We start from the raw sequence: 14,003 nt of genomic DNA on the forward strand, positions 1-14,003 counted from the left end.
CTGACAGCCGGAGCACCGACAAAGTGGCGCGTTTTGTCGCCGCAGCGGTCTACAATCCGGCACAATGGCGCCCCAGTGGCGTGTGCCGCGGCGGCCTGATCCTGCGTCAGGTCATCCGAGCGCACCGCGCACCCTATTTCCCGAATGCCTTGAAAGAGCGAATTTCAGCATGTCCAAAGTCAAACTGAGCACCAACCACGGCGATATCGTCATTGAACTGAATGACGAAAAAGCCCCGATCACCGTGGCCAACTTCCTCGAATATGTGAAGGCCGGGCACTACAGCAACGTCGTGTTCCACCGTGTGATCAAGGGTTTCATGATCCAGGGCGGCGGTTTCGAGCCAGGCATGAACGAAAAACGTGACAAGCGTGCCAGCATCCAGAACGAAGCCGACAACGGCCTGAAGAACGACAAGTACACCATCGCCATGGCCCGTACCATGGAGCCGCACTCGGCCTCCGCGCAGTTCTTCATCAACGCCTCGAACAACGACTTCCTCAACCACAGCGGCAAGAATGTCCAAGGCTGGGGCTACGCCGTGTTCGGTAAAGTGACCGAAGGCACCGAGGTTGTCGACGCCATCGAAAAGGTCGCCACCGGTTCCAAGTCTGGCCACCAGGACGTACCGAAAGAAGACGTGATCATCGAGAAAGCCGAGATCATTGAGTGATACTGCTGATCTCCGATCTGCACCTGCAAGAAGAACGCCCGGACATCACCCGGGCGTTTCTTGATCTGCTCGACGGCCGCGCCCGCCACGCCAAGGCGCTGTACATCCTCGGCGACTTCTTCGAGGCCTGGATCGGCGACGATGCGATGACGCCGTTCCAGCAGTCGATCTGCCAGGCCCTGCGCCGGCTGAGCGACAGCGGCACGGCGATCTACCTGATGCACGGCAACCGCGACTTCCTCATCGGCCAGGCGTTCTGCGACGCCGCCGGCTGCACCCTGCTGGCCGACCCCAGTGTGGTCGAGCTCGGTGGCGAGGCGGTGCTGCTGATGCACGGCGACACCCTGTGCACCCGCGACGTAGCCTACATGAAGCTGCGCCGCTACCTGCGCAACCCGCTGACCCTGTGGGTCCTGCGGCACCTGCCGCTGGGCACGCGGCACAAGCTGGCGCGCAAGCTACGCAGCGAAAGCAGTACGCAGGTGCGCATGAAGAGCACCGAGATCGTCGATGTCACCCCCGAGGAAGTGCCCAAGGTGATGGCCGCCCATGGCGTGCGCACCCTGGTCCACGGCCACACCCACCGGCCGGCGTTGCACAAGCTGGTGGTCGACGGCCAGCCGGCGCGGCGTATCGTGCTGGGGGACTGGGATCGTCGGGGCTGGGCGTTGCAGGTGGACGAACAGGGCTTCCAGCTGGCGCCGTTCGAGTTTTCCTGAACGACAGACGCTTGCCCCCTGTAGGAGCGGCCTTGTGCCGCGAAAGGGCTGCAAAGCAGCCCCGGCGATCTTTGCATAATCGCTGAAATCGGGGGCCGCTTTGCGGCCCTTTCGCGGCACGAGGCCGCTCCTACATCATCTGACGCCGGATCACTGAGCGCTGACCACCCGCCCCTTATCCCGCTCACTGATCACATACTGTCGATACTGCGGATCAGCCTTGATCTGCGCCTCGGTAAACGGGATCGGCGCCAGTTGCTTGGCCGCGAAAGCCCGCGTCTGGTCGGCAGCATGCGCCGACGCCTTTTCGCTCGACAGCGAGAACGCCAGCAACCCCTGGGCCTGTGGCCCCTGTTCGGTAAAGCTGACCACCTGCAGATAGCTCGAGCCACTGACCACCAGACGCTTGCCCGGCCCCACCGGCACACTGACCATCGCGTTGTAGACCCCCAGGGCCTGCGGACCGCCAGGCACCGGCGTGCCATCGGCAGCCTGCTGGATCTGCCCCCAGCGCTGATCGGCGGCGATGCCCGCCTTGCCCACCTGCTCCAGCGACGCCAGCGCCGCCTCGCGCAGCAGCTTGCCTACCGCAGCCTGCTCCACCGCCAGGCCACGAGGCGTGTGCTGCGGGTCGGCCGGGTCGAACGGCACGCGCCAGCTTTGCGGGTGTTCGGCCAACGCGCCGGCGATGTTCATGAAATGAACCAGGCCGACGCCGCTGTCCAGGTCGGCCTTGCCGTTCCAGTCCCGCAAGCTGGCACACACTGGCTCAATCTCCGCCTCCACGCCCTTGCACCACTGCAGCAGGTCCGGCAGCAGCAGGCTGGCCTGGTACACCTCGTCATCGAACACCATGCGCTGCAGCTCGGCGACACCCAGCTTGTCCCGGCCCTGCAGGCGCTGCAGGGCAAAACGGCTGCGCATGCCCAAGGGCTGGTCGGCACGGCTGACCAGCGGCGAGAAGCCGGTCAACGGCTGGGCCGGGTTGGCCATCCACGCCGAATCGTTGGCATGCTGCACATAGTCGCGGCGTTCCAGGCTCGGCAGCAGGTTCGCCGGGAAGATCCCCGGCTGGGCCGCCTGCGTGTCGACCTTCCACTGGCAGGCACTGCGCGAGCCATCGAGCACCACCAGCGGGCCGGAAGCCGCCGGATTGCTGCACTGAGCCAGCAGCGCCTGGTCGACATAGGGCACCACCGACTGGTTCAGGTACAGGGCCTGGCCGGCGGCATCCACCGCCAGGGTGTTGACCCAGGGAATGCCCTGCAGCTGCCCCACCGAAGCCTTGAGCGCCTCCAGGCTATCGGCGCGGTTGATCCGGTACCACTGCTGTAGCACCCGGGTATTGTCCAGGTTGGCGTCGCGCAGGCTGTAGGCCGCCTGGTTGTCCCAGTCCAGCCGCCCTGGCCACTGCACCACCGGGCCGAACTTCGACAGGTGGATGGTGCGCTCCACCTCGCTTAGCGTGCCGTCCTCGCTCTTCACCATGACCTTGAGCTGTTTGCGCTCGAGCGGCAGCGACTGGCCGTCATACAGGTAACGGGTCGCGTCCTTGGGGTCCAACTGCAGGCGGTAGAGGGTGAAATGCTTCGAGGTGTCGACGGTATGGGTCCAGGCCAGATGGCGGTTGAAGCCGATATTGACCACCGGCAGACCCGGCAGGGCCGCGCCCATGACGTCGAGCTGTCCGGGGATAGTCAACTGCATCTGATAGAAGCGCATGCCGCCGATCCAAGGGAAATGCGGGTTGGCCAACAATAGCCCGCGACCATTGGCCGAACGCTCGCTGCCCACCGCCACGGCGTTGCTGCCACGTTCGGCGGCGAACTGTGCCTGGCGCGCCAGGGCCACGCTGTAGTCGACCGCCGGGCGTTGCGCCGCCAGCTTCGGCGGGGTCGCGGCCACCACCGCCTCGACAAACTGGCCGACACCGCCTTCGGCCAGCAAGCGCCGGGTCAGCTTGACCAGGTCGCGGCTGCTGATCGGCCGCACCCAGCCCCCTGCCCCGCACTCGGCCGGCAGGCCTTGGGCACGGCGCTCGCCCAGGGCCCGGTTGTAGCCGCTGGCATAGCCGTCGAGCAGGTCGCGTACCGCCACCGGCTGCGCCTGCAGGAAGGCGTCCACCGCCGCCGGCTCGTTGAGCCAGGTGAAGAACAGGTCGCTGGACAGGTTGTCGCGCTGCTCGACCGTCTTGGCGTCGCCACCGAAATAGCGCGAGCGCTCGCCATTGACCGTCAGCACCTCGCCAGCCAGCAGGCACAGGTTGTCCTGGGCGTAGGCATAGCCGATGCCGTAGCCCAGGCCACGTTCGTCCTTGGCCAGGATATGCGGCACGCCGAAACTGGTGCGGCGGATCTGCGCAGAGGCCTCGTCGGCGACCTCCCGTGCCTGGACGGCCAGGCTGGAGGCAACCAGGGCGGCGGCAAGGCCCAGGCGGAACAGGGGAAGAGGGATCACAGGCACTCCTCGTGCTATCGGGGTCATCCCGAACAGACGAATGGCCGGATGAAAATTTTACGTTCGACGTGAGGCTGCAACGTTCTCAACAGAACGTGTCAGATTTTTTTCACCGAGGGTTGCAGTTTTGTCGATCTCATACGTCTTTAGATGTGAGGCACCCATGATTTCGGGACAGTCCACGAAAAGGAGCATTCACATGTACAACCCGCAACAATCGCTATCGGCGCCGCCCGCCCCAGGCCAGGCCGCCGCCCCCCAGGAGGAACGCGTGGGCAACGAACAGATCCGCGAGCTGCTGCGCGCCTATGGCCTGCGCACCAGCCTGATCCGCCTGAAGGTCATCGACGCGCTGCACACCGCCGGGCGCAGTGGCCGCAGCATTGGCGTGCGCGGCGTGCATGCGCAACTCGAGCAACTGGATATTCCGCTGTCGTTCCTGAGTGTGCGCGAGGTGCTCAAGCGCCTGTGCAGCGAAGGCGTCATCAGCCTGGGTAGCGACAAGTGCTACAGCCTCAACCCCCAGGCCCGGGCCGTGCTCGAGCAACCTGTCTCGCGTTGAGCGCCTGGCCGGCAAGGATATGCCGGCCCGCCCGTCTCAGGGTTTGACCTTGCGCCGCAGGATCCCGTTGATCACCACCACGACCACCGCGATGGCGATGGCGATGTACTGGAACGTCTGCTCGCTGATAGTGCCCTGCTTCTGCAGGTAGCTTAGGCCGAGCATGATCCCCAGGACCACCAGGATGATCAGGATCGAGTATTTGAGGCGCTGCACGTGGGTCATCGGAAATTCCTTGCGACATCGGGGACATGAGGCTCCAGCGGAGCCGACGCCATGATACCTCGCCCGCTTTTCCCCCGCTGAAGTTCCTGCCCGCCCCCCTTTCCCTGCACATACCTTCTCACCCCAGGACACCCCGGCGCGTCTGCGCGCGAACGCCTGGGTCACACACCCAAACCGCCATCATGGAACCCCTTCACTAGACGATTTGGGGCCTGTAGCTAAAGGGTGAAGGCGTTTCCTACTTCACGAGATCAGGCTGCCCGCAAACAACAGGCAGTTGCGGCTACAAGCTCCGGTCCGCTTCGCGCCTAGCGACCCTTTCCGCTGCTGTTCGAAAATCGGACCACGCCACTCGGACCGCCACCCGTGGCCGACCACGCCGCAGCCAACCGGGCCTCGGCGTCTGCCAAACCTACATGACGGAAGGAACCATTTCGTGGAAAAGCCAGACCTGAGCAATATCGACATCACCCAACTGCCTCAATCGCTGCAGGCGCTGATCGAGTGCATCGGCCTGGACAGCGCCTACCGCCTGACCTGCGCCTTCGGCGGACGCCCCAAGTACATTCCCAAGCACCGTGACCGCAGCAAGCTGGCCGATGTGCTGCCATCGCAGGCGCTCGACGCACTGATCGAGCGCTACGCCGGTCTTGCCCTGGAAATCCCCAAGCCCGATCACTTCCAGCGCCAGCTGCGCAATCAGCAGATCCAGAAGGAAAGCGCCAGCGGGCTGTCGCGCAGCCTGCTGGCCAACAAGTACGGCCTGAGCCTGCGACAGATCGGTAATATTCGTCGCCAGGCGTAGTTCTTCATTTTCGTTCATCCGCGCTGCTGGAGTGGCCAGCCATGGCGCTCACCGTGCTGGCCCGCCATGAACCTGCGCGGTTGGAAAAAACGCCCGGCCATGCCCTGCCGGCAGCGCTCGCGGTGCAACCGACATATGGAGAAGAAATCGTTCAATCCCGCCTTGCAAAAGCCTCGCGAGCGTCTAAGTTTTCGGAAACCGTCGAAGTAGCCATTAAAACAATATCACTCAGCCTGGAGCTTTTTATTCCGTCCACGCATTAACACCCTGCTTTGAAAAACTGAAACGGAAATCAGTCATAACAATATCAAGAGGGATGCTTGATGAAGTGCGGCCATTGGCTTCGTGCGCTCTGCAACAAAGCGCCTGCCGAATATTTCTGGGTATCACTTGTTTGTTTCAGTGCACTGGTGATCGCCAGCTTTCTGTTGTTCGAGCAACAAATCCAGGACTTCCTGGCCCACCTGGCGCTGTACCTGCCCGATACCCCCGCGCGCAAAGCCAACCTGGCCCTGCTGCTGATCGCCTTGCTGGCACTGGACGTCGTGCTGCCGGTGCCGTCGAGCGTGGTCGCGCTGCTCGCCGTGGCCGCCCTGGGCAGCGTCGGTGGCTACCTGGTGATCTTCGTGGGCCTGTGCCTCGGCGCCTGGCTGGGTTATGCACTGGGCGCCGGCTATTTGCGCGTGCTGTCCGGCCGCCTCGGCCTGCATCAGCGCAAGCCCGGGCAACTGGTGCAAAAGCTCGGTACCCTGTCGTTGGTCTGCCTGCGCGGCGTGCCGGTACTGGCGGAGACCTCGGTGGTCGCCGCCGGCATGCAGCGCTATCCGCTGCGCGCCTTCGTCCTGGTCACGACCTTGGCCAACATGGGCCTGGCGCTGGCCTATAGCGCCATCGGCAGTTTCCTCATCGAGGAGAACGCGCTGCTGGTCACGCTCCTCGCCAGCATGGTCCTGCCGGGGCTTTTCATCGCCGCCTACAGCCTGTTCAGGAGGCTGCGCAAATCCGCCACGCCAGAGGTCCTGCACGGCCGCTTCGAGGTCAGCTACGACTATCCGGTGCGCTTTACCGATCATCTGTTCGACCTGGGCAACCCCTGCCTGCACCAGCAGCTCACCGCCGGACAGCACGGCCGGGTGACAGTGCTGATCTTCGCCGACCAGCAATTGTTGCAGTGCAATCCGCATCTGCCCGGACAGATCGAGACCTGGTTCGCCAGCCATGCCCGCGACCTGCACCTGCAGGCCGCTCCGATCGCCGTGGCGGCCGGTGAGCTGAGCAAGACTGCGCAGGTACTCCAGCAGTTGTACGCCGATATGCTCAAGCACGGCCTCGACCGGCACTGCTACGTGCTGGCCATGGGCGGCGGCGCCCTGCTGGATTCGGTGGGTTACGCCTGCGCCACCTTCCACCGTGGCATCCGCCTGATCCGCCTGCCGAGCACGGTGCTGGCGCAGAACGACGCCGGCATTGGCGTTAAGAACGGCATCAATGCCTTCGGCCAGAAAAACTTGCTGGGCGCCTTCTACCCCGCCACCGCCGTGATCAACGACTTCCAATTGCTGACCAGCCTCAGCCGCCGCGACCAGATCGCCGGCCTGGCCGAGGCAGTGAAGGTGGCGCTGATCAAGGACGCGGCGTTCTTCCAATGGATGGAAGAGCAGGCCGCAGCCCTCGCCCGTTTCGATCATCCGGCCAGCCGCCATGCCATTTTCCGCTGCGCCCAACTGCACCTGGGGCATATCACCGGGGCCGGCGATCCGTTCGAGCGCGGCAACGGCCGGCCGCTGGACTACGGTCATTGGGCCGCGCACAAGCTGGAAAACCTCAGCCAGCACCGCTTGCGCCATGGCGAGGCGGTCGCCGTGGGCATGGCCCTCGACGCGTTCTATGCCAATGCCCTGGGGCTGTTGAGCGATACCGACAGCAAGCGGGTGGTGAACCTCCTGCAAAAGCTCGGGTTCGATCTGTGCCCGACGGAACTGACCTTGAAAGACGGGTTGGGACGCTTCCAGGTGATGCTCGGGCTGGAGGAGTTCCGTCAGCATCTGGGCGGCCAGCTGTCGATCCCCATGCTCAGCCGAATCGGTGCCTCGATCGACCTGCATGAAATCGATGACCGTCTGATGCAGCAGGCCCTGCTGCGCCTTGCCAGCCTCGACGCGGCACCCTTCGGCCTGAGCGAGGGTTGCGCGCAATGAGCCAGCCCCAGGCGAACCTCAAGACCTGGATGACCCTGGGCCGGGTCTCCAACCTGCCGACCGTGTGGACCAACGCCCTCGCCGCCGCCCTCCTGGCCAGCAGCACCGGTGCCCTGGCGCCACCGTCGGGGCTGGTGTGGGCACTACTGCTGGTGACGTTGTCACTGCTTTACCTGGCCGGCATGCTGCTGAACGACCTGCTGGACGCCGACTGGGACCAGCGGCACAACAACCCCCGCCCGATTACCCTGGGCCTGGTCAGCTGCCGGCAAGTGCGGCTCGCGACCCTGCTCCTGCTGGCCCTGGCCGGTGCCTCGGCACTGGGCCTGAGCCGGTTGACCGAGCAGCCCCAGTGGTTGCTCGGCTGCATCACCCTGCTGGTCGGCTGCATCCTCGGCTACAACCTGCTGCATAAAAAGTACGTGCACAGCGTCTGGCTGATGGGTGCCTGCCGCTCGGCGCTGTACCTCACCGCAGCGGCCAGCCTGACGGTGCCACCGGAGCCCATCTGGCTCTGCGCGATCCTGCTTGGCGTGTACATCAGCGGGCTGACCTACCTGGCCAGCCAGGAGCACCGCAACCAGTTGCTCAGCCGCCTGCCCCTGCTGCTGATGCTCAGCCCGCTGGCCCTGGCGATCTACGCCAAGACCCTGTGGTTCTGGCCGCTGCTGCTGCTCTGGCTGGGCTGGCTCGGTCGCCATTACTGGCTGCACCTGGCCAATCCGCAGCACTTGAAGGTCCGCGCCTTCATCGGTGCGGGCCTGGCAGCCCTGCCCCTGTTCGATGCCCTGGTGATGGCCGTGGCCAACCAGCCCCTGGGCAGCCTGTTCTGCGTACTGATGTTTTTCCTGCTTCCCCACTTCCAACGCTGGATCAAACCGACATGAACATGGACGTCAGCGTGCCCCAGCCACGGCTGGCCGAACGCAGCCAGGCCCTGGGCCAACTGCTCGATGAAAGCGAAAAACGCTGGTGGCAACAGGCCCAGGAACGCCTGCGGCAATCGCCGGATGCCAATACCGCCGCCATCCTCAGCAGCCAATGCAAGCGCCACCTGCGTGAACAGGCGGTGCCCGGCGCCGATGGCTGGAGCACCATCGAGCTGGCCCGCGCCTTGCTGCTGGCCCATGTCGTCGGCCTGCAGCCCGGCGCGGCCCGCCCGGCGCTGCTGGAGCAATTGTTCCAATGGGGCGACGACCAGGAAAAGGCTGCCCTGCTCAAGGCCCTCGATGACCTCGACAGCGAGGGGCGCTGCCTCGAGCTGGCCCTGCTCGCCGGCCGCACCAGCAACCCGCGGGTGTTCGCCGCCCTGGCACTGGACACACCCTATGCGTCCCGTCACTACCCGGAGCGGGCCTTCCATCAACTGGTGCTCAAGGCGCTGGGCATGGGCCTGGACGCCGCGCGGGTGATCGGCCTGGCGCAGCGCCAGGGCGCGACCCTCAACCAGCTGGCCCTCGACCTGATGGACGAACAGCTCGCCGCCGGGCGCCCGGTATCGCCCAGCCTGCCCCGGTTGATCGCCTTCGACCTGCTCAGCCCGCCGCAGCGCAAGCGCCTGGCAGACCTGTACCAGCAGCAACGCTTGCCGACGCAGTGGCACGAGCACCTCTTCGGCAGCTGACCCATCCACCGCCGGCCCCCGCACAACCGACATCTCCTTGCCCTTGATGAGGATTCACCATGCCCACGTATTTCGACCCGCACATTCATATGGTCAGCCGTACCACCGACGACTACCAGAACATGGCGGCCGCCGGCATCACCGGGGTGATCGAGCCCGCGTTCTGGCAGGGCCAGGCGCGGACCAGCGTCGGCAGCTTCGTCGACTACTTCGACACCCTGCTGGGCTGGGAGCGCTTTCGCGCCAGCATGTTCGGCATCCACCACTTCTGCACCCTCGGCATCAACCCCAAGGAAGCCAACAACCTGCGGCTGGCCGAGGAAGTGCTGGAGATCCTGCCGCGCTACCTGGTCAAGGATGGCGTGGTGGCGGTCGGCGAAATCGGCTACGACGACATCACCCCGGAAGAAGACCGCTTCCTGGCCATGCAGATGGAGCTGGCCAAGCAGTTCAAACTACCGGTCCTGGTGCACACCCCGCACCGCGACAAGATCGGCGGCACCAAGCGCACCTTGGCGGTGATCCGCGAAGTCGGCATCCCCGAGCACCTGGTGGTGATCGATCACCTCAACGAGCTGACCCTGCCCCTGGTGCTGGAGACCGACTGCTGGCGCGGCCATTCGGTCTATCCCAACACCAAGATGTCGGAGCAGCGCATGGTCGCCCTGCTGCAGCAGTACGGCACGGAGAAAATGATCGTCAACAGCGCCGCCGACTGGGGCGTCAGCGACCCGCTGAAAGTGCCGAAGACCGGCCAGGCCATGCGCGAAGCCGGCTTCAGCGAGGCCCAGGTCGAGCAGGTGCTGTTCCATAACCCGGTCGACTTCTTCGCCCAGAGCGGCCAGCTGGACAAGGCCCTGGTCAGCACGCCATTGCCGATCGACCAGCGCAAGACCTGGCAGGAAAACTCGGCCCTGCGCGGCCAGGACCCGGTGATCAAATGAGCGCCGCCCTGTGCTGGACGCCCACCCAGCTCGGTTACTGCGCCAATGTGCACCCGACCCGCGACCTGGCCGGGCTGCGCGCCTCGATCGAGCGCCACTTCCAGGGCGTGCGCCACCTGCGCGGCCTGCGCGAACAGGACAGCGGCCTGTGGATCTGCGCCCGTGCCGCCAGCGAGTTGCAGGATGCTTCGGCACGCGGCCGGTTCCTCGACCTGTTGCAGGACACCGGGTTGCGCCTTACCTCGTTGAACGGTTTTCCCTATGGCGAATTCCATGAGGGCGCGGTGAAGGCCGAGGTCTACCTGCCTGACTGGTCCATGCCCGAGCGCCTGATCTACAGCCTGGACCTCGCGCGGATCCTGGCGCAGGCCTTGCCGACGGACTGCCGGCAAGGGGTGATTTCCAGCGTGCCCCTGGGCTACGCCGCCAGCTGGAGTCCGGCCAAACAGCAGCGTGCCGAACAGCAGTTGCGCCAGCTCACCGCCGGGCTGGCCGAGCTGCATCGCGAGAGCGGCCGGAAGGTGGTGTTCTGCCTGGAGATGGAGCCGGACTGCGTACTGGAAAACACCGACCAGGCGATCGCCTTCTTTGCCCATTGGCAAGCCAGCGATCCGCACCATGAGTACCTGGCCCTGTGCTTCGACGTCTGCCATCAGGCCGTGATGTTCGAGGACTGCTATCGCTCGCTGGAACACCTGCGCCTGGCCGGGGTACCGATCGGCAAGATCCAGCTGTCCAACGCCATGATCTGCCGCCTGCCGGTCGATGACCCGCAGCGTTTCGCGCAGGTCCTCGACGCGCTCGGGCAGTTCTGCGAAGCCACCTACCTGCATCAGGTCAAGGCGCGGGACAACCAGGGCCGCCTGATGGCCTGGTCCGACCTGCCTGCCGCCCTGGCCGACTGCGCCCGTGATCCCGGACGCCATGACGAGTTGCGGATTCACTTCCACGTCCCGCTGTTCAGCGAGCAGCTCCTGCTGCCCGAACTCAGTGGCAGCCAGGTCGCACTGGGGCAGACCTTCGACTATCTGGCCGCCCACGGCGACCTGCGCCCGGTGCTGGAGGTGGAAACCTACAGCTGGGGCGTCCTGCCCGCACAGCTGCGGCCGGGCAATGAGCAGGACCAACTGCGCGGCATCGCCGCCGAATTGCACTGGGTCGAGGCCCAGCTGCGCCAGCGTCGCCTGCTGCACGCGCCAATACACGAGGGGCATGCCGATGCCTGCCCGTAGACCCCTGCTGCTGATCAACGTGGTCGGCCTGACACCCTCGTTGCTGGGGCCGAACACGCCGCATATCAACGAACTGCTGAAAACCGCACAGATGGCCAACCTGCAACCATCGTTCCCGGCGGTGACCTCCACGGTGCAGGCCTCGATCCTGACCGGAACACCGCCGTCGCAGCACGGTATCGTCGGTAACGGCTGGTATTTCCGCGACCAGGCCGAGGTGCGCTTCTGGCTGCAACCCAACGCGCTGATCCAGGGCGAGAAGGTCTGGGACACGCTCAAGCGCGAGCTGCCCGGGTTTCGCTGCAGCCAGTTGTTCTGGTGGTACAACATGTACGCCAACGTCGATGCCTCGATCACCCCGCGCCCGCATTACCCGGCCGACGGGCGCAAGCTCTTCGGGCTGTATTCGTCGCCGCCGGGCCTGCACGAACGGATCGAAGCGCAGATCGGCGAGTTCCCCTTCCCCGGCTTCTGGGGGCCGGCGGCAGGCATCGCCTCGAGCCGCTGGATCGTCGATTGCGCCCTGCTCGAATTCCAAATCAATCGCCCCGACCTGCAACTGGTCTACCTGCCCCACCTCGACTACAGCCTGCAGAGGGTCGGCCCCGAGCACCCATCGATCGCCGCTGAGGTGCGGGCCATCGACCATGAAGTCGGACGCCTGCTGAGCTTCGCCCGGGACCAGGGCGCGGCGGTGATGCTGCTGTCGGAGTACGGCATCGAAGCGGTCGGGCAATCGGTGTCCATCAACCGCGTACTGCGCGAGCAAGGCTTGTTGCAGGTGCGCCAGTCGCTGACCTGGGAATTACTCGACCCCGGTGCCAGCGCGGCCTTCGCGGTGGCCGATCACCAGATCGCCCATGTCTATGTCAGGCGCGAGGAGGATGTTCCGCGCATCAAGGCCCTGCTGCTGCGCCAGCCCGGCATCGAGCAGGTGCTGGACCGGGCCGGGCAGCGCACCTGGCAACTGGACCATCCGCGCAGCGGCGAGCTGGTGGCGCTGGCCGCCCCGGGATTCTGGTTCGATTACTACTACTGGTTCGACGAGCGCAAGGCGCCGGACTTCGCCCGCACCGTGGATATCCACCGCAAGCCCGGCTACGACCCGGTGGAGCTGTTCGTCGACCCGGCCATCCGCTTCCCCAGGTTGAAGGTGGCGCGCCGTCTGCTGCAGAAGAAGCTCGGCATGCGCTACTACATGGACCTGATCCCGCTGGACAGCGGCCTGGTCCGTGGCAGTCACGGCCGCCCGCCCGCCAGCGAGCAGACAGGCCCGTTGCTGATCACCGATTGCGACGTACCGCTGCCGCGGAACATTGCGGCAACGGCGGTCAAGCACCTGCTGCTTCTGCATTTCCTGGAGCAGAACCAACATGACCTGGCCAATGCCAAGGAGCACACATGCGGCGAGCCATCACGATAACCGTTCTCAGTACACTGGCCGGACTGGCCCAGGCTGACAACACCAACACCTTCAGTTGCAGCAACTTCCTGACCTTCAACGGCAATCAGGCGCAGGCCCAGGCCCTGCTCGAGACGAGCAAGGAAACCCTGAGCTGGAACTGGTTCAACTGCCTGAACCAGCTGGCGCCGAACGGTCTCGACCGGGTCTGGGAAACCATGAAGCCGTCGGACCAGGTGTACCTGGCCGATGGTGCCAAACCCACGCCCTACGGCACGCCCTTCACCCCTCCGGAGGACGTGACGAAACAGGCCGCCGCGATTCCCGGGATGAACCTCAAGCGCGCCTTCCACAACCTCAACGCCACCCAGCAGGTCGACGGCCTGTCCCTGGAAATGGGCGGAGCGGTACCGGAATCGCAACGCGGCAAGCCCGTGCGCTTCCAGTTGCTGATGGGCGAGTCCACCTTCAACTACATCGTCGACCAGGGCGTCTACAACATGAATGGCCAGGACGCCCTCACCACCGGCCTGGACTTCCCGGCCACCGCCTGGGAAGTGAAGGCCGGCTGGTTGTGGATCGGCAGCGACGCCACCTACCAGGCGCAACTGGAGAAGGACGGCTACTACATCGCCCAGGCCTACTACCAGAACAAGGACGGCACCTACGAGGTCGGCTACGCCGCGCTCACGGCCCTGCACGTGATCAACAAGCTGGTCACCGGCTGGGTCTGGACCACCTTCGAGAACGTCAACAATCACCTGTACACCGTGACCAACGCCATACCGTCCCAGCCGATGACCAACAGCACCGGGCCGACGCCGGCGGCGGTCCCGGTCAACACGCAGTTCCAGGGCTGGTACGGGGATCTGTCGCGCTACGAATTGATCGGCACGCAACTGCAGACCAACCCCACTCTGCTGGCCAACTCCCAGCTGGAGTCGGCCTTCCAGACCCAGTCCTCGTGCTTTGCCTGCCACGGCACGGCGGCCTATTCGAAGAGCGACGGCTACTTCAACTTCGCCCAGGGCGGCGAGGCCGGCCAGGGTGGCATCGTCTACCCGACCGAGCCGGTGCCCGCGTCCGAGTTCAAGGGCTACAACAAACTCGATTTTGTCTGGTCGCTGAAGCGCGCCCAGTGGCAGCGTCCTTGAGGAGCATG

At 65.1% G+C, this 14,003-nt stretch carries 14 protein-coding genes; 12 read left to right on the plus strand and 2 right to left on the minus strand.

Annotated elements, in window-relative coordinates:
- The first annotated feature begins 169 nt into the window (after positions 1 to 169).
- On the plus strand, positions 170 to 673 hold the full coding sequence (locus HU735_RS16830) for a peptidylprolyl isomerase (RefSeq protein WP_110699387.1): 504 nt from the start codon (positions 170 to 172) through the stop codon (positions 671 to 673).
- Entirely contained in the window at positions 670 to 1,392 is a 723-nt protein-coding gene (locus HU735_RS16835) for a UDP-2,3-diacylglucosamine diphosphatase (RefSeq protein ID WP_186714428.1), read from the plus strand. The genes HU735_RS16830 and HU735_RS16835 overlap by 4 nt, the downstream gene beginning before the upstream one ends.
- Before the next feature lie 150 nt (positions 1,393 to 1,542).
- On the opposite strand, the gene HU735_RS16840 is transcribed toward HU735_RS16835, so the two are convergent.
- A complete protein-coding gene (locus HU735_RS16840; RefSeq protein WP_238349837.1) occupies positions 1,543 to 3,834 on the minus strand; it encodes an acylase in 2,292 nt (763 codons plus the stop codon).
- A gap of 214 nt (positions 3,835 to 4,048) precedes the next feature.
- Here HU735_RS16840 and HU735_RS16845 point away from each other — a divergent pair, with 214 nt between their 5' ends.
- The gene (locus tag HU735_RS16845) at positions 4,049 to 4,411 is read left to right on the plus strand and encodes a fe2+ zn2+ uptake regulation protein (RefSeq protein ID WP_050706026.1); all 363 of its coding nucleotides are present in this window, start codon (positions 4,049 to 4,051) and stop codon (positions 4,409 to 4,411) included.
- A 36-nt stretch (positions 4,412 to 4,447) separates the two neighbouring features.
- Here the strand turns inward: HU735_RS16845 and HU735_RS16850 are convergent, their stop codons facing one another.
- Complete coding sequence (locus HU735_RS16850) at positions 4,448 to 4,636, minus strand: hypothetical protein (RefSeq protein ID WP_011533313.1); 189 nt, start codon at positions 4,634 to 4,636, stop codon at positions 4,448 to 4,450.
- 436 nt (positions 4,637 to 5,072) lie between these two features.
- Between HU735_RS16850 and HU735_RS16855 the strand changes: the two genes are divergently transcribed.
- The 9 genes from HU735_RS16855 to HU735_RS16895 are packed head-to-tail and all read left to right on the plus strand — an operon-like array spanning position 5,073 to position 13,995.
- The gene (locus HU735_RS16855) at positions 5,073 to 5,441 is read left to right on the plus strand and encodes a Mor transcription activator family protein (protein ID WP_186714430.1); all 369 of its coding nucleotides are present in this window, start codon (positions 5,073 to 5,075) and stop codon (positions 5,439 to 5,441) included.
- A gap of 41 nt (positions 5,442 to 5,482) precedes the next feature.
- Positions 5,483 to 5,704 carry a hypothetical protein gene (locus tag HU735_RS16860; protein ID WP_186714431.1) on the plus strand — a complete coding sequence of 74 codons (222 nt, stop codon included), beginning with the start codon at positions 5,483 to 5,485 and terminating at the stop codon, positions 5,702 to 5,704.
- A gap of 60 nt (positions 5,705 to 5,764) precedes the next feature.
- A complete protein-coding gene (locus HU735_RS16865; RefSeq protein WP_186714432.1) occupies positions 5,765 to 7,639 on the plus strand; it encodes a 3-dehydroquinate synthase in 1,875 nt (624 codons plus the stop codon).
- Positions 7,636 to 8,526, plus strand: a complete 891-nt coding sequence (locus HU735_RS16870; protein WP_186714433.1) for a UbiA family prenyltransferase — start codon at positions 7,636 to 7,638, stop codon at positions 8,524 to 8,526. Before HU735_RS16865 ends, HU735_RS16870 begins: the two co-directional genes overlap by 4 nt.
- The gene (locus tag HU735_RS16875; protein ID WP_186714434.1) at positions 8,523 to 9,263 is read left to right on the plus strand and encodes an EboA domain-containing protein; all 741 of its coding nucleotides are present in this window, start codon (positions 8,523 to 8,525) and stop codon (positions 9,261 to 9,263) included. Before HU735_RS16870 ends, HU735_RS16875 begins: the two co-directional genes overlap by 4 nt.
- A 59-nt stretch (positions 9,264 to 9,322) precedes the next feature.
- The gene (locus HU735_RS16880; RefSeq protein ID WP_186714435.1) at positions 9,323 to 10,207 is read left to right on the plus strand and encodes a TatD family hydrolase; all 885 of its coding nucleotides are present in this window, start codon (positions 9,323 to 9,325) and stop codon (positions 10,205 to 10,207) included.
- Complete coding sequence (gene eboE, locus HU735_RS16885) at positions 10,204 to 11,439, plus strand: metabolite traffic protein EboE (RefSeq protein ID WP_186714436.1); 1,236 nt, start codon at positions 10,204 to 10,206, stop codon at positions 11,437 to 11,439. The genes HU735_RS16880 and eboE overlap by 4 nt, the downstream gene beginning before the upstream one ends.
- Positions 11,426 to 12,862: a nucleotide pyrophosphatase/phosphodiesterase family protein gene (locus tag HU735_RS16890; protein ID WP_186714437.1), complete on the plus strand. Its 1,437-nt coding sequence runs from the start codon at positions 11,426 to 11,428 to the stop codon at positions 12,860 to 12,862. The genes eboE and HU735_RS16890 overlap by 14 nt, the downstream gene beginning before the upstream one ends.
- Complete coding sequence (locus HU735_RS16895; RefSeq protein WP_186714438.1) at positions 12,841 to 13,995, plus strand: hypothetical protein; 1,155 nt, start codon at positions 12,841 to 12,843, stop codon at positions 13,993 to 13,995. Before HU735_RS16890 ends, HU735_RS16895 begins: the two co-directional genes overlap by 22 nt.
- Positions 13,996 to 14,003 lie beyond the last annotated feature (8 nt).

This window comes from Pseudomonas sp. BW16M2 (assembly GCF_014268865.1).
Taxonomy (GTDB): Bacteria; Pseudomonadota; Gammaproteobacteria; order Pseudomonadales; family Pseudomonadaceae; genus Aquipseudomonas; species Aquipseudomonas peradeniyensis.